The 23245-nt window shown below is 59.1% G+C and carries 19 protein-coding genes and 1 pseudogene; 8 read left to right on the top strand and 12 right to left on the bottom strand.

Translation table 11 applies throughout. The features are described 5' to 3' along the window. Positions 1 to 126: 126 nt before the first annotated feature. Positions 127 to 363 (bottom strand): annotated as a pseudogene (locus TU74_RS20955) (serine 3-dehydrogenase); the annotation flags it as partial. Between the two features lie 826 nt (positions 364 to 1189). Between TU74_RS20955 and TU74_RS20960 the strand changes: the two are divergent. From TU74_RS20960 to TU74_RS20980, 5 genes are all read left to right on the top strand, one after another. Then, positions 1190 to 2215, top strand: coding sequence for a LacI family DNA-binding transcriptional regulator (locus tag TU74_RS20960; protein ID WP_047276683.1), 1026 nt, complete (start codon positions 1190 to 1192; stop codon positions 2213 to 2215). 74 nt (positions 2216 to 2289) lie between these two features. Next, positions 2290 to 3072 (top strand): sugar phosphate isomerase/epimerase family protein, encoded by a 783-nt coding sequence (locus tag TU74_RS20965; protein ID WP_048377572.1) that lies wholly within the window; start codon positions 2290 to 2292, stop codon positions 3070 to 3072. Further along, positions 3065 to 4024 (top strand): sugar kinase, encoded by a 960-nt coding sequence (locus TU74_RS20970; RefSeq protein WP_048377573.1) that lies wholly within the window; start codon positions 3065 to 3067, stop codon positions 4022 to 4024. The genes TU74_RS20965 and TU74_RS20970 overlap by 8 nt, the downstream gene beginning before the upstream one ends. A gap of 54 nt (positions 4025 to 4078) precedes the next feature. Next, positions 4079 to 5374 carry an MFS transporter gene (locus tag TU74_RS20975; RefSeq protein ID WP_048377574.1) on the top strand — a complete coding sequence of 432 codons (1296 nt, stop codon included), beginning with the start codon at positions 4079 to 4081 and terminating at the stop codon, positions 5372 to 5374. Positions 5375 to 5394: 20 nt separating this feature from the next. Further along, positions 5395 to 6378, top strand: a complete 984-nt coding sequence (locus TU74_RS20980) for a 2-hydroxyacid dehydrogenase (protein WP_047293586.1) — start codon at positions 5395 to 5397, stop codon at positions 6376 to 6378. Here the strand turns inward: TU74_RS20980 and TU74_RS20985 are convergent, their stop codons facing one another. From TU74_RS20985 to TU74_RS21000, 4 genes are read right to left on the bottom strand one after another with little or no spacing between them, the layout of a single operon-like run. Continuing rightward, positions 6379 to 7458 (bottom strand): polyamine ABC transporter substrate-binding protein, encoded by a 1080-nt coding sequence (locus tag TU74_RS20985; RefSeq protein WP_048377575.1) that lies wholly within the window; start codon positions 7456 to 7458, stop codon positions 6379 to 6381. It lies immediately after the preceding gene. Between the two features lie 54 nt (positions 7459 to 7512). Beyond that, on the bottom strand, positions 7513 to 7854 hold the full coding sequence (locus tag TU74_RS20990) for a cupin domain-containing protein (protein WP_047293432.1): 342 nt from the start codon (positions 7852 to 7854) through the stop codon (positions 7513 to 7515). Positions 7855 to 7888: 34 nt separating this feature from the next. Next, positions 7889 to 9295 (bottom strand): NAD(P)/FAD-dependent oxidoreductase, encoded by a 1407-nt coding sequence (locus tag TU74_RS20995; protein ID WP_048377576.1) that lies wholly within the window; start codon positions 9293 to 9295, stop codon positions 7889 to 7891. Between the two features lie 49 nt (positions 9296 to 9344). After that, positions 9345 to 10163 carry a helix-turn-helix domain-containing protein gene (locus TU74_RS21000; protein WP_047282642.1) on the bottom strand — a complete coding sequence of 273 codons (819 nt, stop codon included), beginning with the start codon at positions 10161 to 10163 and terminating at the stop codon, positions 9345 to 9347. A gap of 258 nt (positions 10164 to 10421) precedes the next feature. Between TU74_RS21000 and TU74_RS21005 the strand changes: the two genes are divergently transcribed. Beyond that, on the top strand, positions 10422 to 10700 hold the full coding sequence (locus tag TU74_RS21005; RefSeq protein ID WP_047274476.1) for a DUF1652 domain-containing protein: 279 nt from the start codon (positions 10422 to 10424) through the stop codon (positions 10698 to 10700). A gap of 118 nt (positions 10701 to 10818) precedes the next feature. Here TU74_RS21005 and pssA read toward each other — a convergent pair whose 3' ends face one another. Both pssA and TU74_RS21015 read right to left on the bottom strand, forming a co-directional pair. Further along, positions 10819 to 12162: a CDP-diacylglycerol--serine O-phosphatidyltransferase gene (gene pssA / locus TU74_RS21010; protein ID WP_048377577.1), complete on the bottom strand. Its 1344-nt coding sequence runs from the start codon at positions 12160 to 12162 to the stop codon at positions 10819 to 10821. Positions 12163 to 12247: 85 nt separating this feature from the next. After that, a complete protein-coding gene (locus tag TU74_RS21015) occupies positions 12248 to 13384 on the bottom strand; it encodes a glycerate kinase (protein ID WP_047293438.1) in 1137 nt (378 codons plus the stop codon). A gap of 196 nt (positions 13385 to 13580) precedes the next feature. On the opposite strand from TU74_RS21015, the gene TU74_RS21025 reads away from it, so the two are divergent. Continuing rightward, positions 13581 to 14636 carry a tetratricopeptide repeat protein gene (locus tag TU74_RS21025; RefSeq protein ID WP_048377578.1) on the top strand — a complete coding sequence of 352 codons (1056 nt, stop codon included), beginning with the start codon at positions 13581 to 13583 and terminating at the stop codon, positions 14634 to 14636. Between the two features lie 152 nt (positions 14637 to 14788). Then, complete coding sequence (locus tag TU74_RS21030; protein WP_048377579.1) at positions 14789 to 16462, top strand: response regulator; 1674 nt, start codon at positions 14789 to 14791, stop codon at positions 16460 to 16462. Positions 16463 to 16483: 21 nt separating this feature from the next. On the opposite strand, the gene TU74_RS21035 is transcribed toward TU74_RS21030, so the two are convergent. From TU74_RS21035 to TU74_RS21055, 5 genes are all read right to left on the bottom strand, one after another. Next, positions 16484 to 16861 (bottom strand): response regulator, encoded by a 378-nt coding sequence (locus TU74_RS21035; RefSeq protein ID WP_048377580.1) that lies wholly within the window; start codon positions 16859 to 16861, stop codon positions 16484 to 16486. A 68-nt stretch (positions 16862 to 16929) separates the two neighbouring features. Further along, positions 16930 to 18126 carry a hybrid sensor histidine kinase/response regulator gene (locus TU74_RS21040; RefSeq protein WP_047274459.1) on the bottom strand — a complete coding sequence of 399 codons (1197 nt, stop codon included), beginning with the start codon at positions 18124 to 18126 and terminating at the stop codon, positions 16930 to 16932. Next, the gene (locus TU74_RS21045; protein WP_048377581.1) at positions 18120 to 18722 is read right to left on the bottom strand and encodes a chemotaxis protein CheB; all 603 of its coding nucleotides are present in this window, start codon (positions 18720 to 18722) and stop codon (positions 18120 to 18122) included. Before TU74_RS21045 ends, TU74_RS21040 begins: the two co-directional genes overlap by 7 nt. Then, the gene (locus tag TU74_RS21050; RefSeq protein WP_047274456.1) at positions 18722 to 19537 is read right to left on the bottom strand and encodes a CheR family methyltransferase; all 816 of its coding nucleotides are present in this window, start codon (positions 19535 to 19537) and stop codon (positions 18722 to 18724) included. Before TU74_RS21050 ends, TU74_RS21045 begins: the two co-directional genes overlap by 1 nt. Beyond that, entirely contained in the window at positions 19538 to 23035 is a 3498-nt protein-coding gene (locus TU74_RS21055) for a response regulator (RefSeq protein WP_048377582.1), read from the bottom strand. It abuts the gene before it with no gap. Positions 23036 to 23245 lie beyond the last annotated feature (210 nt).

Here is a 23245-nt window from a genome sequence, read left to right on the forward strand (position 1 = left end):
CCGTACGCAGCCCCTTGCTGCCCTCGAGATAGGCCTTGATGGCGGTGAGCTTAAATTGCTCTGTGTACTTGTTCATGTTGAAAACCCAAAAAGTTGGATGGGTGTCCAACTTTTTGGGGGCAGTTCAAAGGTGTAGGACAAATTGATCACACCGTCGCCATTGAGGTCGTACCAACTGGCGCCACTGCGGGTCAGTTGGTCAGCGGCCTGATCGACCGTAAACGATGGCTTGCCGTTGACCAGGTGATTACCGCGGTCATAGAAATGACTGAAGTTATCCACTTGGGTGAAGGCAGAACTGGTGCCGTTGGCCGCAAACGTCGGGTTGACGGACAGCGCTGCTTTCTCTTTAAGTTTCGACATGTAAACAGTTCCTTGTTTAGCAGTAGAAAAGTTTTTGACAGATATAGACGATCCCATGGCGAGATCGTCCTATCACTCGCCGTTTATTGGCCGGGCGAAGTTGACACACTTCGAAATATTCAGTCCAGCACTTTTTTGACGTCAATAAGCGACTTTTCCGTAAGTAGCCGTAAACATTAGAACTTTTACTGAAAGCATTCTCCTTAAAGCTTTAAGGATGCTGGCTATATTCGCCGCAGGAATATCACTACAAACAAATACAGCGCTTAAGGTTCATGATGTGACCGATTGGTCAGTTCATTTTTGTTTAAACTTCCAGCCTGCTCACTCGTATTACAGAGTTGGCCAGCCGCAAACCCATCGCCATGTAAGCGTTTGCCGATCAAAAGTCGCTTGTCATATCACCACCACCTTCCAAACTTCATAAACGACACAATGAACAACTCAACACCCCGCAGGCCACGTATAAACAACGTCGCTTATGTGTAAGTTTCAGGCGCATCAACTTTTAACCATCGTCCACACTTCTGGCCAACTACACGCCTGTATGACAGCGTGCCTTCTTAAAGCGATTGTTTAAGTGCGATAAGCCACGCCCGTTCACCTTTAAGTCGAATCCGACACTGGGCGGTTTGATTAAGAGCACGTTGAGGGTGGATGGCCCGCCGTGCCACCAGCCCCCTGTGTCACAGGCTGGGCGAGCCCCATGCACATGTTGTCCTACAAACGGCACTTGACGATCAGAGGTGATTTGAGTTTTCCTGAAACCGGTTTCAGACCCTGTGCCGAGACCGCCTGCGATAACAACCCATAAAAGGTTCAGGCCGTGAACAGTTTTTCAGCCGCTCAACGCTCCCGCGTCACCATGCTCGATGTTGCCCTGCACGCCGGGGTGTCCAAGGCCAGTGTTTCGCGCTTTATCGGCGAGGACCGCGCGTTGCTCTCCGAAGCCACCGCGCAACGCATCGAGCGTTCAATCGAGGCGCTGGGCTACCGCCCCAATCAAATGGCGCGCGGTCTGAAGCGCGGGCGTACCCGCCTGATCGGCATGTTGGTCGCAGACATTCGTAACCCCTATTCCATCGCCGTCATGCACGGCGTCGAAACCGCCTGCCGGGAGCACGGTTACAACCTGGTGGTGTGCAACACCGACCGCAGTGATGAGCAGGAAAGCCAGCACTTGGCTGCTCTGCGGGCCTACAACATCGAAGGGCTGATTCTTAACACGCTGGGCCATCAACCTGACGTCCTGCAGGCGCTGCATCAAGAAATGCCCATCGTATTGATCGACCGTAACGTTGAGCAGTTGTATGCGGATCTGGTGGGGCTGGATAACGCCGGGGCGGTGCGCACCGCGCTGCAACACCTGCAAGCACAGGGTTTTCGCGACCTGCTGATGGTCAGCGAACCCGCTGATGGCACCAGCTCGCGCCTGGAGCGCATCGCCAGTTTTAACGCGCAACTCAACGACTGCCCCTCACTGCAAGGCACGGTGATTGAAACCGGCCCTGAACTGCGGTCTCGCATCCAACAGTTTCTGGACACCCCCGGCACCGGCCCCAAGGCGCTGTTCTGCGCCAACGGCGTGGCCGCGCTGGCCGCCACTCAGGTGCTGCGCGACCTGAACCGCCACCTGTTTGAAGACATCGGCCTGATTGCGCTGGATGACCTTGACTGGTTCCCGCTGGTGGGTTCGGGGATTACCGCTCTGGCGCAACCGACCCAAGCCATCGGCGCCAGCGCCTTCGAATGCCTGCTCAAGCGCTTGCGCGGCGATACCGCAGCACCTCAAGCCCTGGATTTTCCTGCGCAACTGATCGTGCGCGGCTCGACCCAACGCCCCCACTCCTGACAGCGCTGCCAAGACGCAACCCGCCTGGCAGTCCTTGACGCATAAAATGAAACCGGTTTCAGAGATTAATAACAATGACTACATTCCCCGTTTCCATCAGTTTGTCGAGCTACGGAGCCGATCTGGTTCGCCAACGCGGCCAAGGCAGTTTTATTGAATTACTGGCCAATGCCGGTGCCCGGCGCATTGAACTGCGTGAAGAGCTGCTGACGGACGAAGACCCGTCGTCCTTCGCTGAAGCAGTGGCCGCTCAAGGGCTGGAGTGTGTGTATTCATCGCCTCTGGAACTGTGGCAAGCGGGACAGACACGGCCCAATCCTCTGCTGCGGGCGACCCTGCACAAGGCCCATGCTTTTGGTGCGGCCTGGCTCAAGGTGTCGCTTGGCTACTACACCGAGCAGTGCGATTTACACACCCTGGCCGCCTGCCTCAAGCAACAACCGGTCAACCTGCTGGTGGAAAATGACCAGACCTCCCAGGGCGGACGCATCGAACCTCTGCAACGGTTCTTCGATGCAGTGGATCAACGGCAAGCCCCCATCAGCATGACCTTCGACATCGGCAACTGGCAGTGGCAAGACCAATCCGCCAGCACCGCCGCCCGCTTGCTGGGCCGTCATGTCACCTACTTGCACTGCAAAGGTGTCGCCCGGCGCCCGGATGGCAAATTGATTGCGACGCCGCCAACGGCCACCGACCTGCAGATGTGGGAGCAGTTTCTGCCGCATATGCGGCCCGGTCTGACCCGCGCAGTGGAATACCCCCTGCAAGGCAATGACCTGCAATGGCTGACAAAAGTGCATGTCGACACCCTGGCGACGCTCGGCGCAGCGCAACGGGAGTTGAGCCATGTCTAAGGTCGATGTGTTGTCGTTTGGCGAAACCATGGCCATGTGGGTGGCCGAACAGACCGGCGATCTGGCGCAGGTCGAGCGCTTTCACAAGCGCATTGCCGGGGCCGACAGTAACGTCGCCATCGGGCTGGCGCGGCTGGGCTTCAATGTCGCGTGGCTCAGCCGTGTGGGCGCTGACTCCCTTGGGCGGTTTGTGCGCGCCACGTTGCAAGCCGAAGGCCTCAATTGCCAGCACGTTGAAACTGACCCGCAGCACCCCACGGGCTTGCAGTTGAAGTCCCGGGTGGACGATGGCAGTGACCCGCAAGTGGAATACTTTCGCCGCGGTTCGGCGGCCAGTCACTTGAACCGCAGCGCCATCACCCCGCAATTGCTCGGCGCTGGCCACTTGCATGCCACGGGCATCCCCCCTGCGCTGTCGGCCAGTTGCCGCGAATTGTCTTTCGAGCTCATGCAAGGCATGCGCGCGGCCGGGCGCACGGTGTCGTTCGACCCCAACCTGCGCCCGTCTCTGTGGGCCAGCGAACAGCAGATGATCCGCGACATCAACGCCCTCGCCGCCCACGCCGATTGGGTATTGCCGGGCCTGAGTGAAGGCCGCTTGCTGACCGGGCGCGATGACCCGGCAGACATTGCGCGCTTCTATCTGGATCAGGGCGCAGAAGCGGTCATCATCAAACTGGGCCCAAAAGGGGCTTATTACCGCACCACCGACACCGAGGGCTTCGTGCCAGCGGTGCCTGTGGAGGTGGTGATCGATACCGTCGGCGCCGGCGACGGCTTTGCGGTGGGCGTGATCAGTGCTCTGCTGGAAAACCTTGGCTTCGAACAGGCAGTGCAGCGCGGCAACTGGATTGGCAGCCGCGCCGTGCAAAGCCGTGGCGACATGGAAGGACTGCCGACCCGCGCCGAGCTGGAGGGGCGCGACCTCACTGCAACCGCTTTACCTGCGTAACGTGCTGCACCCGTGACCTGCTGCGACAAAAACAACAAGCTCAGGAGCTACGCCATGCAATCGCTAAAACTCGCTGCCCGCCGGTGGTGGTACATCATGCCGATCGTATTCATCACCTATAGCCTGGCCTATCTGGACCGGGCCAATTACGGCTTTGCCGCCGCCTCCGGGATGGCCGAAGACCTGCACATCACCCCCGGCCTGTCGTCGTTGCTGGGGGCGCTGTTTTTCCTCGGTTACTTCTTTTTTCAGGTGCCGGGGGCCATTTATGCGCAGAAGAACAGCGTCAAAAAGTTGATTTTTGTCAGCCTGATTCTCTGGGGCGGTCTGGCCACGCTCACGGGTGTGGTATCCAACGCCTACAGCCTGATCGCCATTCGCTTCATGCTCGGCGTGGTGGAAGCCGCCGTCATGCCCGCCATGCTGGTCTACCTGTGCCATTGGTTCACCCGCGCCGAACGCTCCCGGGCCAATACCTTCCTGATCCTCGGCAACCCGGTGACCATGCTCTGGATGTCCGTGGTCTCGGGCTACCTGGTGCAGCATTACAGCTGGCGCTGGATGTTCATCGTCGAAGGGCTGCCCGCAGTGATCTGGGCGTTCATCTGGTGGCGACTGGCCGATGACCACCCTGCCGAAGCCACGTGGCTCAGCACCCAGGAAAAACAGGACCTGCAACGCGCGCTCGATGCCGAGCAAGTCGGCATGGCCCCGGTCAAGAACTACGCCGCGGCCTTCCGCTCCCCCAAAGTCATCCTGCTGGCCTTGCAGTTCTTCTGCTGGAGCATCGGCGTCTACGGGTTTGTCCTGTGGCTGCCGTCGATTCTCAAACAAGGCGCGCACATGGACATGATCGAGGCCGGCTGGCTGTCGGCCCTGCCGTACCTGGCCGCCGTCATCGCCATGCTCGGCGTGTCGTGGGGCTCAGACAAACTGCAAAAGCGTAAGCGTTTCGTCTGGCCGCCGCTGCTGATTGCCTCGGTTGCGTTCTACGGTTCCTACGCATTAGGTGCAGAGCACTTCTGGTTGTCCTACACGTTGCTGGTGATTGCCGGGGCCTGCATGTACGCACCGTATGGCCCGTTCTTCGCGATCATCCCGGAAATCCTGCCGTCCAACGTGGCAGGCGGGGCCATGGCGTTGATCAACAGCATGGGCGCGCTTGGGTCATTTTCCGGTTCCTATCTGGTGGGCTACCTGAACAGCGAAACCGGCTCCCCGGGGGCGTCCTACCTGTTGATGAGCGGTGCGTTGCTGATCTCGGTATTGCTCACGGTCATGCTCAAACCCGCGTCCAAAGACCCGGCCGCGTCGACAGTCAGCGCCACGGCGCGTCTGGCTCACTCTTGAATTGAAGGTTGGTGATTGCGTTGAAAAAACATGTCGTGCTTTACAAAACACTCTCCGCGCCCTTGATGCAGCGCTTGCAAGATCGCGCCGACGTCACGCTGATCGAGCGGCTGGATGCCCAAGGGCTGGATCAATTGCGTGCGGCGTTACCCCAGGCGCAGGGCTTATTGGGGGCCAGCCTGAAACTGGACGCGCAGTGGCTGGATCTGGCGCCCAGGCTCGAAGCCATTGCCAGCGTGTCCGTGGGCATCGATAACTACGACCTGGACTACCTCACTGCGCGCCACATTCTTTTGACCAACACTCCGGACGTGCTGACCGAAACCACGGCCGATACCGGGTTTGCCTTGATATTGGCCAGCGCCCGCCGCGTGGTGGAGCTGGCGATTCGCGTGCGCAACGGGCAATGGCAAAAAAACATCGGGCCGGAACATTTCGGCACCGATGTGCATGGCAAAACCTTGGGCATCATTGGCATGGGCCGCATTGGCGAGGCGTTGGCGCAACGGGGGCACTTTGGCTTCGGCATGCCGGTGATCTATCACAGTCACTCGCCAAAACCGGCGGTCGAGGCCCGATTTGGCGCCCGCTACCGCAGCCTCAAGGCGTTGCTGCAAGAGGCGGACTTCATTTGCCTGACACTGCCATTGACCGCCGAAACCCAAGGTCTGATCGGCGCAGAGCAATTCGCACTGATGCGTACCGACAGTATTTTCATCAACATTTCACGGGGCAAAGTGGTCGATGAAGCCGCGTTGATCCACGCCTTGCAGCAGGGGCAGATTCGCGGCGCGGGGCTGGATGTGTTTGAACGCGAACCGCTGGACCCGGCCTCGCCCTTACTGACGCTGGATAACGTGGTGGCCACCCCGCATATCGGCTCGGCCACCATTGAAACCCGCGAAGCCATGGCCCGCTGCGCCGTGGACAACCTGCTGGCCGCTCTGGACGGGCAGCGCCCGCCCAATCTGGTCAACCCAAGCGCATTTGACCAGGGCCGCTGATCATTCCCCGGCCTTGATTCGGGTCCACAGGCGCGTGCGCACACGGTCGATGTTGAGCGGCATGGCTTGGAGGGCGAACAGCGTCTGCAGCATTTGCGGCGTCGGGTAGACCTTGGTGTCTGCCTTTATTTCGGGGTTGACCAGCGCATCGGCCTGCGCGTTGCCGTTGGCGTAGTGCACGTAGTTGCTGATCCCTGCCATCACGTCCGCCCGCAGCAAGTAATTCATGAAGCGGTAGGCGGCTTTTTCATCCGGCACATCGGCGGGCATGGCCACCATGTCAAACCAGATGGCGGCGCCTTCTTTAGGGATCGAATAGCCGATATCGATGCCATTCCCGGCTTCTTTGGCACGGGTTTCGGCTTGCAGGATGTCCCCGGAAAACCCCACGGCGACGCAAATATTGCCGTTAGCCAGATCGCTGGTGTACTTCGAGGAGTGAAAGTAACTGATATAAGGACGCACCTTCATCAGCATGGCTTCGGCCTTTTTATAGTCTTCGGGGCTTTTGCTGTGGTGGGGCAGCCCCAGGTAGTTGAGCGCGGCCGGCAAGACTTCAGGGCCATTGTCGAGAATCGCCACCCCGCACTTGCTGAGTTTCTCCATATTTTCGGGCTTGAAAATCAAGTCCCAGGAGTCCACAGGCGCGTTCTCCCCCAACACGGCCTTGACCTTGGCAACGTTGTAGCCAATCCCGGTGCTGCCCCATAAGTAAGGGAAACCGTGCTCATTGCCGGGGTCATTGACTTGCAAGACCTTGAGCAACGCCGGGTTGAGGTTCTTCCAGTTCGGCAATTGGTCCTTGTCGAGTTTTTTCAGCGCCCCGCCCTGTATCTGCCGCGCCATGAAATGGTTGGACGGAAACACCACGTCATAACCGGATTGGCCGGTCATCAATTTGCCATCCAGCGTTTCATTGCTGTCGTACACGTCGTAGCTGAACGCAATGCCCGTGTCACGCGTGAAGTTTTTCAGCGTGTCGGGGGCGATGTAGTCGGACCAGTTGTAAATTTTCACGGTCTCGGCCGCCTGGCACAACGTGCCAGCCAGCATCAGGGGCAACAGGGCGATGCGGATCATGATTCGATTCCTTGCGTATTGTGTGTCGCTGTTTTTATGGGCAGGGTTCGGTGATCAAAGGATCAAAACATAGGTCTTGCGCACGGTTTGCTGGATGTCCCAGACCCCGGTGCTGTTGGCCGGCAACATCAGTGCATCGCCCGCTTCTATGTGAAGGATTTCCCCGTCATCGGGGGTAAATGTGCAGCGCCCTTCAATGAAATGACAGAATTCTTGCGCCACGATCTGCCGCCGCCAGCGGCCCGGCGTGCACGCCCATATCCCGGTTTCAACGCCGTCAGTGCGCTCGACACAGGTCACTGAGGTCTCGGCCACCAGGGTGCCGAGGGGCACCGCCACGGGTGAGGAGGTTTGCAGCGCCACGTGGGCGGTGTTTTTGAAGTGAGTGATGCTCATGGAGCGTTCCTTGTGGGTGCCAAAGGGGGGGGGGTTACTGCATAAAACCTTCCATCACATTGGCCAGCCCCCGGGCGAACCCCCGCCGCCAAGGGGCGGCATGCGGGTTGGCCAGGGTCTGGTCTTCGTAGACAAAACTGCGGATAACGGCGTTGTAACCCAACCAGCGGCACGGCTCCGGCTCCCACGCTTTGAGCGCGTTGAGACCACCGGCGGTCAGCACCCAAGGCTGCTGCACCTCAAGGGTGTCGCGCTGCAAGATCAGGTCCGCGAGGGTGCGCCCGCCCAAATGGCTCGCGCCTACGCCCTCCCCGCCATAACCGCCGGACAAGGCAATACCGTGTGGCCGGTCACAGAGCATGTGCGGCTGAAAACGCCGCGCCATGCCCAGATTGCCGCCCCACACGTGGCTGATGTGCACATCCTTGAGCGCCGGAAAAAGCTCGGTGAAGAGGTAGCGGCGCACCTCGATTTCAGCCTGAGTCAGGTTGAAGTCGTGGCGCAAACGACCCCCAAACTGATAGCCGCCACGCGCGCCAAACACCAGGCGGTTGTCGTGGGTACGCTGCCCGTACGTCACCTGGCGGCTGTTTTCGCTGAACGCCTGACCGGCCGACAGCCCGATTTCATCCCACACGGCTTCAGGCAGCGGCGCCGTGGCGACGATCAGGCTCTGCACCGGCAATTGATAACGCCCCAACGGCGCCAGGGTGTTGGCATAGCCTTCAACCGCGGGCACGACCCAGCGCGCCCTGACGTGTGCATGGGCGGTGCGCACATGGCCGGGCTGCCACGCCGTGACCGGGCTTTGCTCGAAGATCTTCACGCCCATGCGCTCAACCGCCCGGGCCAGCCCACGTACCAGTTTGGCGGGCTGAATCGTGGCAACGTGCGGGGTGAAAATCGCACCGTACGGCGTGGCAATGCGCAACTGCTGCGCCAGTTCAGCAGGCTCTAGCCAGCGGTAATCCGCGTCGTTGAGACCTAGAGCGTGAAGTGCCGTCAAATACTGACGCAGGGTGGAGGCCTGCTCGGGGTAGCGTGCGGCACAGAACAAGGCACCGCCTTTGCGGTAATCGCAGTCGATGCCTTCGCGATCAATGACCTGTTTGACTTCATCGGGAATGCCATGCAGCAAGCGGTAGGACTGACGCCGTTGCTCCACCGACAGACCGGCGAGCATGCGGTCCTCGCCCAGCAAGTTGCCCATCAGCCAACCACCATTGCGCCCAGATGCGCCAAAACCCGCCGTTTGCGCTTCGAGGATGGCAATGCTCAGTTCGGGCGCATGGCGCTTAAGGTAATAGGCGGTCCATAACCCGGTGTACCCGGCCCCCACAATCACCACGTCTACGTCCAGATCGTGCTCAAGCGATGGGCGCGCTGTGAGGTCGTCCGCGAGTTGGTCCATCCATAAGCTGATTGAGCGCCAGGCTGGCATTGCGGTCTCCACACTGTTTTCAGGAATGGAGCGATCCTAGCGCCTGTTCTCAAGGTACGTCTTGCGCGCGTGCCCGCAAAGAAATGTGCCGCGCATAAGCCTTGGGTGATTGCCCGGTGTGCCGACGAAAACAGCTGTAGAACGCCGACAGCGAGTTAAAGCCCGCGGCAAAGGCCACCTCGTCTACTTTAAGAGGCGACACGGCGGCGTCCATGGCGGCCAATACATGGCGCAGACGTGCCTGATTCACGTAGCGATAGAAGCTTTGTCCCAGCACTTGATTGAGCAAATACGACATCTGGTTACGCGTATAGCCACAGGCGTTGGCGACGTGTTGCAGGTCCAGCGCGGGGTCGAGGTAAGGTTGCTGGCGCTCGAAATAGGTTTGCAGGTCCCGAGCCATAAAGCTCAGCTGCCGGGCTGACAGGCCCAGGCGACTGACCGCAGGCCGTATCGGGGTTTGCCCGGCGGGGTTTTCAGGGGTTTCGTGCACCAGCGATGCGTATTCATTGACGTGCCAGATCAGACCGTCGCGCACCGTGATGGCTTCGCTGGCCCTGAATGACACCAGCCCGTGGCTACCTCGCAGGGTGATGCGGTACTGAATGAATGCCGTGTTGCCGTCCAGGCGAATGCGGTCACTGTGCTCCAGGGCCTCATCCGCTGCACGGGGCATGGACGCTTGAACGTAGTCACGCAATTGGGTAAAACCCATCACCCGATTCTGGAAGAAGTCGTGGTACACGACACCGGGGTGGTAAAGCGCCATCACCCCGTCAAGGTCGCGGTGTTTCCAGCACAAGTGGTAACGCATGACCGTATCACCGGTGGCGCGGGTCTGCTCGGGGCCGTCTTCAGGGGCAAACATGGCAAGGCTCGGTGAAATAAAACACAGAGTGCCGAGTTTATGAGCGCGCTTCAATGGTCAAGCACGGGTACACCCCGCACCGCTAAAACGCTTCAGTGCATGATTTGCATCAAAGCCCGGCGAATCAATGGGCCCGTTGGGCACAAAACCCTTATCGTGTCGGGAGCACAATGCTAGGTTTGAACACGAAACGCTCGCACATACACGCGGCCGGGGCGACCCGAGACCGCACACCCACTGAGCAAAAGGAAGCGCTCGATGAAACCGGTGAGCAATACCACGAAAGTGACATTTCCCAATGCCTGCCAATTAATGCGCTGGCATTTCCATCCGATGGGCTTCGAAGCCACCATGGACGCCCCGCGCAGCATGATTGCCCGGCTGTTTGACCGGGCCAGCGGCGAGACCGTGATCGCCATCGCCGGTATCCCGTGTGCCACCGTCATGACCACCACCGAAGTGGCGCGCATCATTCAGTCCGTGGAAGACGAGCTTGAGAGCTTTGTCCCGCCACAGGCGTGGCAAGAACTGGCGTGAGCAAAACCGCTTGCTGACACGCTTTCGCGAACATTTCTGACCCCGGCGTAACCTTTGCTACCTCCCCCTCACCCCACCTGTGTCGCCCCCCTGTCGGCAGGGGGCGTGCGCGGGCGGGTCAGAGTATCCGGTACAGCAGGCGCTCGATCCGCACGCGGCTGACGCGGCGCAGGAACTTGGCGACGGCAGGCGGGTAATCGGTCAGGGTTTCGAGCTGCCTGAACGTGTCAATGCGCGTGGTGTGGGCAAAGATCGCGTCCAGTTCTTTGCGGCGCGGTTCCAGTAACTCGCGGCGCGGGTCATCGATCAGCAAGCCGTTTTCCAGGTCCAGCCTGAACGCGCGCGGGTTCAAGTTGTTGCCTGTCAGCAAGGTGTAACGATCGTCCACCCACATGCCCTTGAGGTGGTACGAGTTGTCGCCATCGCGCCACAGGTGCAGGTTCAGCAGGCCACTGTCGATCATCGCCTGGTGGCTCTTGGCAAAGCGGCGCAAGCTCAGCTCATACAAGTACGGCAACGCCGCAATCACCTTGAAGGGCTCGCTGGGCGGGATGTAAAAGTCATTGGCCGTTTTGTCGCCCACCACGATGTCGATGCGCACCCCACGCTCCAGCGCGCGATTGATTTCGCGGGTCACGGGCAACGGCAAGTTGAAATACGGTGTGCAAATGGTCAGTTGCTGCTGGCTGCTGGCGATCAATTCGCAAATAACCCGGCTCAACGGGTTGTTTTTGCCCAAGCCCAACAACGGGCTGACCGACAGACCAAAGTGGCCGACCGTGCCTTGGCGGGTGTCGTAACTGGCTTTTTTCAGGCGACTGCGTAAATCCCCGATGGCCGACCGCAGGCTGCGCGTGCTCGGTAGCGTCGGCAGGTCCAGACGGTGCACGGCCTTGGTCTGGATCAGGTCATGCTCGATGAAGTGCTGCATGGAATCGGCCAGCGGCTTGTTATTGAGCACGTGGTAGCGGTCGAACCGGTACTTGTCGAACTTGTGCAGGTACACATTGTTGAGACTGGCGCCGCTGTAGATCACGCAGTCATCAATGATGAAGCCCTTGAGGTGCAGCACGCCGAACAACTCGCGGGTTTGCACAGGCACACCGTAAATCGGCACGTGGGTGTCATGGGCTTGCGTCTGGGCCTGATACCAGGCGGCATTGCCCGGCTGCTTGCCCGCACCGATCAGTCCGCGCTGGGCACGCAGCCAATCCACCATGACCACGATTTCAAGCTCAGGTCGGGCCGCTTTCGCGGCGTGCAGGGCATCGAGGATTTCCTGACCGGCTTCATCCTGTTGCAGGTACAACGCCACCAGCGTGATGCGCTGGCGTGCATTGGCGATGTGCTCCAGCAGGCAACGCCGAAAATCGGCCGCACCGGGCAAGATGCTGAACGCGTCGGCGGACAACGGAAAGCTGCGCAACTTGGGCAGCAGAGAGCGTTTGAAGAGCGACGGCATAGGGCTCGCTAAGGTCGAATGCAAATAACCGCGAAGCTTACACGATTCTGTGTTTCAAGCAGTAACCTCGCTTCGACCCCACGCCTTATTGGCGACCCAGGCTCCACAGTCGCGCAATGTCCCGCGCCCGATCGGTCAGTAACTGCGACGCATGGGCGCAGGCGTAGTCCAGCGTCATCGGGCCACTGGCCACAGCAAACGCGGCATGGATGCCGTGCTCGTACAACGCTTGATACCCCTCCCCCAAGGTGCCGGCCAACACCACCACCGGTACGCCATTGCTGCGGGCGATGCGCGCCACCCCGAACGGCGTTTTACCGCGCAGGGTCTGCGCGTCAAAACGGCCTTCGCCGGTGATCACCAGCGCAGCGCCTTGCACGGCCTCGTTGAGGTTGACCAGCTCGGCCACCACGTCCACGCCGGCCCGAAACTGCGCGCCGAAAAACGCTTTGGCAGCAAACCCCAGACCGCCCGCAGCCCCTGAACCCGGCTCGTCACGCACGTCCTTGGGCAACACCTTGGCGCAGTGATCGGCAAAATGCCCCAACGCGTGGTCCAATTGCTGCACCTGTGCCGGGGATGCGCCTTTTTGCGGACCGAAAATAGCCGAAGCCCCATGTTCGCCACACAGCGGATTGTTGACGTCTGCGGCGATTTCAAAGCGCACGTCGACCAGGCGCGGGTCCAGCCCTTGCAGGTCAATGCGCGCCAGTTGTGCCAGCGCCAGACCGCCATGCGGCAGCGCGCGGTCCTGCGCATCAAACAGCCCAAGCCCCAGCGCCTGCAAGGCACCCGCCCCGGCATCATTGGTGGCACTGCCGCCAATGGCCAGGATGATGCGTTGGGCGCCCGCCTCCAGCGCGGCCTTGATCAGCTCACCGGTGCCATAGGTGCTGCTGACACACGCATCGCGCTGCTCAAGGGCCACCAATTGCAAACCGCTGGCCTCCGCCATTTCGATGATCGCGGTGCGGGTTTCCGGCAACCAGCCCCAGTTGGCGTAAACCGGCTCACCCAACGGCCCTTGCACCTGCTCTCGGCGCAGTTGGCCATTACCGGCCGCCACGATGGCGTCAACCGTGCCTTCGCCTCCATCGGCCATGGGGCATTTAATCAACTGCGCATGGGGCAACACGTCGGCCAGGCCGGCCGCAATGGCATCAGCGACTTTTTCCGCACTCAGGCTGTCTTTGAACGAGTCAGGGGCAATGACGATTTTCATCAGACGAATCTCCAGTTCTTATGCCATTCATGCTGCCAGTATCGGCGCGCAAACACGCCAGGCCGCTGCACAAGGGATTACGACCTTTGTTGTACATTTTCACAAGCCTGGCGCCTTCAGCCGGACAAGGGTTTGACTCGCACGCCACACTGGCCGAAGCTGGCGCTCATTACGCACGCCTGCTTCTGGAATTTGCATGCTAAAGCCACATCGCTACCTGTTGCTCAGCCTGGCGTCCGCCGTCGTTGCCACCTGCCTGTGGTTCTGGATGCGCCCTGCGGCCACTGTCACCCCGACCAACCTCAATCACAGTTACGCTCAGGCCCTGGAGCAAGCACATAATGGCCAGCCCGGCGCTGCCCGTGTGCTGTACCAACAATTGGCCCGCACGGACTTGTCCGACATACGCCGCGCCAGCCTGCACGCCGAACTGCCCAACTACCCCAGCCCGCACGCCCTGAAACTGGCCGATGCCGACTTGCATCACCCGTCTGCGCTGGTACGCGAAGCCGCCATCCAGAGCATTGTCGGGCTGGTGCCAGGGGCGCAACGCACGTTGCTGCTCGGCCCGATCCTCGAAGACCCGGAGCAAAGCGTGCGGTTTGCCGCGGCCAACGCCTTGCTGGGTTTGTCCCCCGATGAACAAGGGGTGTACTTCGGCCCGCTGCAGCACGTGATTGACGAATATGAGCGCACGCTCAAGACCCAGCCCGACAGCGCCCAGGCCCAGGGCCAGCTCGCACGCCTGTACCTGCACGAAGGTCAGTTGGACGAGGCACAAGCGGCGCTGGAAAAAGTCACCCACCTTGAGCCGGACAACCTCAAGGCCGTGGTCGCACGCGTGGAGCTGCTCGATAAACGCGGCCAAAGCGACCGCGCCCGCGAGTTGCTGGCGCAGCAGTTGGAGGCGCACCCTGATTCGGCCTATTTACAGCATGCATTGGGCATCTGGCTGCACAATCACGGGCAAACCGAATATGCCCTGCTCGGGCTGGCCAAGGCCGTCGAGCTGGAACCTGACAACAGCGACTATCGCTACACACTGGCCATCGCCCTGCACGACTTGGACCAACTCGAAGCGGCGCAGCGCCAGCTCGAAGAGTTACTGCAACGCCAACCCGCCAATCGCAAGGCTCGGGTACTGTTGATCCGGTACTGGAAGGAGTCGGGGCAACTGCAAAACGTGCAGGTGCTGCTGGCCCAACTGGAACAACAAAACCCCGACGACCCCGCGCTGCAGCAAGGGCTATAGGCTCTTTTTTGGGTGATTCCAGGGCCTTCGAATAGATGCATTTGAATATATATTTCAAAACGTTGAACCGCCACCATGGCTCAAGGTCAAGACCATATAGCCGCATACATGCGGGTAATTTTTGAGTCGAGTATCAATAGGCGGGAAATTCTGTGATTGCATTGGGACCCACCGAGGAGCGCGCCCTGATTCTCACGTGCCCCGGGCTAGAAAAGTCGGTTGATCTGCATCAACTGGCTTCAGGCGGCGTGAACGGTTTTGAACTGGCCTGCATGGACCACCTGCACCCGGCCCTGCAACAAGGTGCCGGATTGCTGATAGTCGAAGCCGACTCGCGACAGTCTGAGGCCTTCGAGCAACTGAGCGATGTGTTGTTGAAACAACCCGACTGGTCGGATCTGGCCGTCATCGTGCTGACCGCTGAACCTCACTGGTCGGACCTTCAACTAAGCCACCTGAGCGAACAATTGGGCAACGCTTTTTTCGTGGCCTCACCCTGGTCGCATGCGCAGTTGCTGTGCCTGTCAAAAAACGCGTTGCGCACACGCAAACAGCAATACGCCGCCAGGGATTGCACCCACCGCCTCAGCGAACGTGACAAATTTATCAAGAACACGCTGCAACCCATTGATTTGGAAGTAGATCGTCGCCTCGAGAAAGCCCTGCAACATAACGACGACGTGCGCCACGCGCAAAAAATGGAAGCCGTCGGACAACTCACCGGGGGCATTGCCCACGACTTGAATAACATGCTGGCCGGGATTATCGGCAGTATGGAGTTGCTGCGGCGCAAGGTGGCCCGGGGCAAGCTCGATGATCTGGACCGCCTTATCGACATGGGCGTGACCTCCGCTAACCGTGCGGCGGGGCTCACCCATCGACTGCTGGCGTTCTCGCGGCGCCAGTCACTGGACTCCAAACCCACCATGATCAGCGAGTGGCTGCTGGCGCAGCGGGCGTTGCTGGAACAAAACCTCGCCCCATCCACCCGACTCACCCTGGAAGCCGATGACAACCTGTGGATCGCCGACGTTGACCCGCAGCAGTTGGAAAACGCGTTGCTGCATTTGGTGTCCAACGCCCGCGATGCCATGCCCGAAGACGGTCACCTCACCGTCAAGACATACAACGTGCAGGTTGATACCGCCTTCAGCGAAGCCAACGGGCACTTCACCCCCGGCGACTACATCGTGCTCAGCGCCAGCGACAATGGCTGCGGCATGCAAGAAAGCACGCTCAAACGCGCCTTCGACCCGTTTTTCACCACCAAACCCATCGGTCAGGGCACCGGCCTCGGATTGTCGATGATTTATGGGTTCTGCAAACAGTCACGCGGCCATGTGCGCATCATCAGCCAGGAACGCAGCGGCACCACGGTGCAATTGTTTTTACCGCGCTGTAACGGCAGCAGCGGCGAGCTTAGCGCGCAAGGCCTGTCACAGGCAGAAACGGCCGCCAACGCCGAAAAAACGCTGCTGGTGGTTGAAGATGACAACGCAGTGCGCAGCCTGGTGATCGAAGTGCTGCGAGAACACGGCTACACGGTGCTCAGCGCCGAAGATGCGAATGCTGCACTGCCCATTATCGAGTCGGCGCAAACCATTGATTTATTGATCAGCGATGTGGGACTGCCGGGCATGAACGGCCGCCAGCTGGCCGAGATCAGTCGTCAGGCGCGCCCGGACCTCAAGGTGCTGTTCATCACCGGATACGCACAGCATGCGACTGCGCGTGGCGGTTTTCTGGATGAAGGCATGCAGTTGATTACCAAGCCCTTCACCTTTGACCTGCTGACGGCCAAGGTGAATGAGATGCTGCTGGCCTGAATCCTCTTTATCAAGCGGATGTCAGATCAGCTGGTTCTGGATGATTTCTTTGAGCTTATCCAGATCGAACGGCTTGCCCATAATAGGCGCCTTGCGCGTGATGGGGCTGTCCGTCTCGCGTATTTCCTGCGGGTAACCGCTGATAAAAATCACTTTCAGGTCCGGCCGCAGTTTGACCGCAGGCTCGGCGATCTGTACCCCGGAAATACCGCCCGGCAGCCGAAAGTCCGTGACCATCAGGTCCAGATGCGGCTTGCTGGCCAGGATCTCAAAGGCCTGCTCACCGTTTTCGGCCTGCAACACGCGATAGCCTTCGCCTGACAAATAGGCCGACAAGACCATCAGGATCGAAGGGTCGTCTTCGACAATCAGAACCACATCTTGTGCATCTTCACTCATGGGGGAAACCTTAATTGCTGCAAATGCTGCCAATACGACCATGGGGTCGGCCATAGGTTGCGGCTAATTTACGCGTTTTGCGCCAATGGCAGGCTGACCCGGAATACAGCGCCCTCACCCAGGGCACTTTGTACGGTGATTTTGCCGCCGTGGGCCGCCACAATCTGCTCGGAGATGAACAACCCAAGCCCCAGCCCGGCCACGGCATGCTTGGCTGATACCCGCTCAAACTGCTGGAAAATGCGTTGCTGGTTTTCTTCGCTTATGCCAATGCCCTGATCGCGGACTTCCACGATGGCGTTCTCGCCTTCGACATACACTGAAACATCAATCGGGCTTTTGGCCCCATAGCGCAACGCATTGGTCAGCAGGTTCGACACCACCTGTTCGATGCGAAACTCATCCCACAGCCCGACGACCGGACTGTCAGCACTCAGATTGACACTCGACTGAGCCGCGCTGATCTGTGGCGCAAAGGTTTCCACCAGCGTGCTCACCAAACGCGACAAATCGAACTGCCCCGGCCTGATTGACAGTTTGCCGGTGCGAATGCGCGACACGTCGAGCATGTCTTCGATCAGACGAATCAGGCTTTGGATCTGGCGCTCATCGCGTTCCACCATGGCCTTCATTTTGTCCAGGGTAAAGGCTGCGGCGTTGTCCCGGGCCAGGTGCATTTTGCGCAGCTGGGTTTCCAGGATCAGCCCGTTGAGCGGCGTACGCACTTCATGGGAGACGATGGACATGAAATCGTCGCGCATGCGCACGGCGTGCTCCAGCTCGCCTTGAGTGACCTGCAACTGCGCCAGCAGCACTTCCTGCTCGCGGCGACTTTGCTCCAGGGCTTCGACTTGCTGCTTGACTGCTTTTCGCTGGCGGTACAGGTCAACGAACACATTGACCTTGCTTTTGACCGCGTGAATATCCAGCGGCTTGTGCAGGAAATCCACCGCGCCGCTTTCGTAGCCCTTGAAGGCGTAATTCATTTCGCGCCCTGCGGCGCTGACAAACACGATGGGAATATTTTTGGTTTTTTCGGTGCCGCGCATCATTTCGGCCAGCTCGAAGCCGTTCATGCCCGGCATCTGCACGTCCAGAATGGCCAACGCAAATTCATGTTGCAGCAGCAACGACAGCGCCTCGTCGGCTGACAGGGCCTTGTAGACGGCGCGGTCTTCGCGCTTGATCAACGCTTCCAGTGCCAGCAGGTTTTCTGGCAGATCATCGACGATCAGCAGCTTGGCTTGAATATCACTTACTAGCATTCGATTCGTTCCAGCTCGACAAGCAGACGGCCGATGCCGCGCAAAGGGAGGATGTAGTCCGGTTCCATACGGTCCAGTGCCGCTTGCGGCATGGTGGAAACCAAGGCTTCTTCAGGGTCTTGAACGATGGTCAAACCGCCCGATTGCTTGACTGTGGCAATCCCCTGAGCACCGTCCTGATTGGCGCCAGTCAGTAAAATCGCAGCCAGACGCGCTTCGTACGTGTCTGCCGCGGACTCAAATAAGTAATCAATCGAGGGCCGCGAATAATGCACCCGCGCCTCCTGACTCAATGAAAAACTGCCATCGCGTTCCACCGACAGGTGATAGCCTGGCGACGCAAAATAGAGCGTTCCCGGTTCAATCATGTCCTTGTCGGCGGCTTCTTTGACCTTGATCGACAAGCGTCGTGCAAACACTTGCGCCAACTGACTGCGGCGCTCATCGGGCAGGTGCAGCACCACAATCAGCGGCAAGCGAAAGCCTTGCCGCAGGTCCGCAAAAATCGTCAACAAGGCTTCAACACCCCCGGCGGACGCACCGACCACGACGGCGTCGACCTGCCGCAGGCCAATGAACGTTTCAGGCTCGTTCATCATAGCTTGCGGTAAATCCGCTCTTGCTTGAGCACAGGCGTGAATTGCTTGCTGTAGTCCGAGAAGTCCAGCGTCTCTTTACTGCCCAGCATCAAGAAGCCACGGTGGCACAAGGAGTCGTGAAACAATCCAAACGCCCGATTCTGCAAACTTTTATTGAAATAAATCAGTACGTTACGGCATGAAATCAAATGTGTTTCTGAGAACACGCTGTCGGTCGCCAGGCTGTGGTCGGCGAACGTCACGTTCTCGCGCAAGCTTTTGTCGAAAATTGCGTAGTCATAGGCCGCTGTGTAGTACTCCGAGAACTCGCGCTGGCCGCCGGCCTTCAGGTAGTTCTGGGTGTAGCCGCGGATGTTTTCGAGGGAGAAGATCCCCTGCTTGGCCTTCTCCAGCGAACGCGGATTGATGTCGGTGGCATAAATGATCGTGCGGTCCAGCAGCCCCTCTTCGCGCAGCAGGATGGCCATGGAGTAAACCTCTTCGCCCGTGCTGCACCCGGCGATCCAGATTTTCAGCGACGGGTAGGTTCTGAGGATCGGTACCACTTCCTGACGCAACGCCAAAAAATGCTCGGGATCGCGAAACATCTCACTGACCGGGATCGTCAAGTACTGCAATAACTGCATGAACGCGGTCGGGTCGTGCAGCACCCGCTCCTGCAACGCCGAGATGGTATTGCAGTCGAATTGGCGCATGGCGTGATGCACCCGGCGCTTGACCGAAGCGCCGGAGTAATCACGAAAGTCATAGCTGTATTTGAGATAGATCGCTTCAATCAGCAGACGTATTTCAATATCGGTGTTTCGCGGCACTTAAATACGTTCCATTTTGGGCAACCAGACCCGGATCAGCGAAAACAGGCGATCCAGGTCAATCGGTTTGGCCAGGTAGTCATTGGACCCGGCTTGCAGGCAGCGCTCCTGATCGTCTTTCATGGCCTTGGCCGTGACAGCAATGATCGGCAGCTTGCGCCAGCGCGGGTTTTTGCGAATTTCAACAGTGGCTTCGTAACCGTCCATCTCGGGCATCATGACGTCCATGAGCACCAGATCGATATCATCCTCTTCGTTCAAGCGCTCGATCGCCTCATGGCCATTTCGGCCAATGACCACAATGGCGCCCTTATGCTCCAGCGCGCTGGTCAGGGCGAAGATGTTTCGTACATCGTCATCGACCAGCAAAATTTTGCGCCCTTCAAACACTTTGTCCCGACTACGCGCGGTCTTAAGCATGGTTTGACGTTCATGGGACAACTGGGATTCGACTTTGTGCAGAAATAAAGTCACCTCATCGAGCAGGCGCTCCGGGGAGCGGGCGCCTTTGATGATGATCGAACGCGAGTACTTGCGCAGCTCGGCCTCTTCATCGCGGGTCAAGTTACGGCCGGTGTACACAATCACCGGCGGGAACGAGCAGATGTCTTCGGTGGACATGCGCTTGAGCAAGTCGCCGCCCAGCATGTCCGGCAGCTTGAGGTCGATGACCATGCAGTCGTAGATGTGGCTGCGCAGCAGGTCCAGGGCTTCCTGCGCGTAACCAACGGCGGTGATTTCGATGTCATCGTCGCCGATCAGGCGGGCAATGCTGTCACGTTGCAGATCATCGTCTTCGACCAGCAATACGCGTTTGACCTTCTGCGTGAGCTTGGCTTCAAGGCGTGCGAACACGTCCTTGAGCTCTTCGCGGGTGGTGGGTTTGACCGCATACCCTACGGCGCCCATGTGCATGGCCGCTTCAACGCGGTCTTCAACAGAAATCACGTGCACCGGAATGTGCCGGGTCGGCGCCAGCTCCTTGAGTCGCTGCAACACCGTCAGGCCGGAATGGTCGGGCAGGCGCATGTCCAGCAAGATTGCATCCGGGATGAACTCGGCCGCCAGGCTGAAGCCCTCATCGGCACCGTGGGCCACCAGGCAGTGATAGCCCAGCTCATGGGCCAGGTCGAAGAGGATGCGGGCAAAGTTGGGCTCGTCCTCAATCACCAGAATGCAGCGCGTGGTAAACGGTGCTTTCTCGCGATCATCCATGAACCGCGGAATCTCGACGTTCGGCACATTCATCACCGGTTGCGGGGCTGGCGGCGCAGCCGCGACCACGGCTTTGGCCGGCTCCGCCACTGGGGCCTGGGCGTACGGCTCATCCTGTTCGACGAACTGTTCAGGCAGGAGCAGCGTGAAAATACTGCCCTGACCCGGTTCGCTGGTGACGCTGATCGAACCACCCAGCAAGTTGGCCAGATCGCGGGAAATCGACAGCCCCAGACCCGTACCGCCATAACGGCGGTTGGTGGTGCCGTCTGCCTGACGGAACGCCTCGAAGATGCTTTCTTGCTGCTCGGCTGCTATGCCGATTCCCGAATCGCGCACGGTGAAGGCAATGCCCTCGTTCGGTTGGCGCGACACGGTGAGGCTGACCTGGCCTTTTTCGGTGAACTTGATGGCGTTGGATAACAGGTTTTTCAAAATCTGCTCCAGGCGCTGACGATCCGTGAAGATCATCGGCGGCGTGCCCGGTTGCAGCTCGACCTGGAAATCCAGTGCCTTTTCGCCGGCCAGCGGCTGGAACATGCTTCGCAGACCGTCCACCAGACGCGGAACGCTGGTGTTTTCCGGGCGCACTTCAAGCTTGCCGGCTTCGACTTTCGAGATGTCCAGAATGTCGTTGATCAGATTGAGCAAGTCATTGCCCGCCGAGTAGATCGACTCGGCAAACTTCACTTGTTCGGCAGTCAGGTTCTCGTGCGGGTTTTCCGACAGCAATTTGGCCAGGATCAACGAGCTGTTCAGCGGCGTACGCAGCTCGTGAGACATGTTGGCCAGGAACTCGGACTTGTATTTGCTGGAACGCTGCAACTCTTCAGCGCGCTCCTCCAGTTGCACTTGAGCCTGATTGAGCTCGGTGTTCTTCTGATCCATCGCATCGCGCTGCGCGGCAAGTGCCAGCGCCTGATCGGCCAACTGTTCGTTGGTCTGCTCCAGTTCGGCCTGCTGGGTTTCCAGATGGGTCTGGGACTCCTTGAGAATGCGCGACTGCTCTTCCAGCTCTTCGTTGGCGGTCTTGAGTTCTTCCTGCTGCACCTGCAACTCTTCGTTGAGCTGCTGGGTTTCGGCCAGCACTTCCTGCAAACGCTGACGGTAGCGGGCCGCTTCAATCGAGGTGCCAATGTTGTCGGCAATCAACTCGAACAACTCAATGTCACGCTCGGTCAAGGGGCGCAAGAAGCCCAGTTCGATCACGCCGTTGACCCGGTCGTCGTCACTGGTGGGCACCACCAGCACGCTGCGCGGGCTGCCTTCGCCCAGCCCTGAGCTGACCTTGAAGTAACCGGCGGGCACATTGTCCAGGCGAATCAAGGTATCTTGCTGCGCCGCCTGCCCGACAATCCCCTCGTCGTTGTGAATCAGTTGGTCTTGTAGCTCCTGCTCGCGGGAAAAACCGTAACTGGCCACCCGCTTGAGGCCGCCGTGGTCTTCACGCACATAAACGGCCGCGACCACCGAACCCAAGTACTGCGCGCAGAACTGCAGAATATTGCGGCCCAGCATGTTCAGGGTCAGACGCCCCAGCACCTGTTCAGCCAGTTCGGTCTGACCGTTGCGCAGCCAGGCCTGCTGTTCAAGACGTTGCGCACTTTTCACCTGTGCGTCGAGGGTGTCGCTGTAACTCTTTGAAAGGTTGACCAGATCGCGGCGTCCGACATAGGCCAGAAAACCGCTGAGGCCCAGCACAAACAGCAGGTAAAGGCCGATCACCAGGATCGTGGTGCGGCTCACATCATCGTTACGCTCAACACGCAACTGTTGCTCCATGGCAATGAATTCGTCGAAGGCCTTGCGCACTTGATCGGTCAGCCGCTTACCGCGCCCCGATAGCACGGCGCCACGGTAATCGCCATTGCTGCGACGCAGCTCAATCATGTCCTGAGCGTACCGGCTCCAGTCGTTTTGCAAGGCCTGTAGACGTTTGAGGCGGTCCACCTGCTGCGGATTGTCGCTGACCAGTTCTTCCAGGCCACGCAGCTGCGCAGTGATCTGCGGTTTGGCCACTTCATACGGGTCGAGAAAATGTTCGTCGCCGGTAATCAAATAACCGCGCATCCCGGTTTCAAGATCAACCGTGAGCTTGATCGCCTCGTTAGCGTTATTGATCACGCGGTCAGTGTGTTGCAGCCACTGAATGACCGACAGCAAATAGCTGATCATCACCACAAACAAAACGGCGCTGAGCACGCCCACACCCAAGGGCAAACCGACGTTGCGACTCAGGAGTTTGCGAAAGCTACGCTCATCAACCGATGCTGGTGCATTCATTTTTCTGGCCCGTGAACAGTGTTAAAAAACAGCAAGTTTGCCGGATTATCGAGCAATTAATCTATTTTCTTACGATAAACAGTACAAATTCGTACTCAAGTACGGACTCAAAGACTACATACAGCTATCCTTGCAGACCTTGTTCGAAGATATTTTTCGTACAGCAGCGGGAACTTGTCCGGGGATGCGGCTTACTCATAAGGCAAGTCG

Source organism: Pseudomonas lundensis, assembly GCF_001042985.1.
GTDB classification, from domain to species: Bacteria; Pseudomonadota; Gammaproteobacteria; order Pseudomonadales; family Pseudomonadaceae; genus Aquipseudomonas; species Aquipseudomonas lundensis.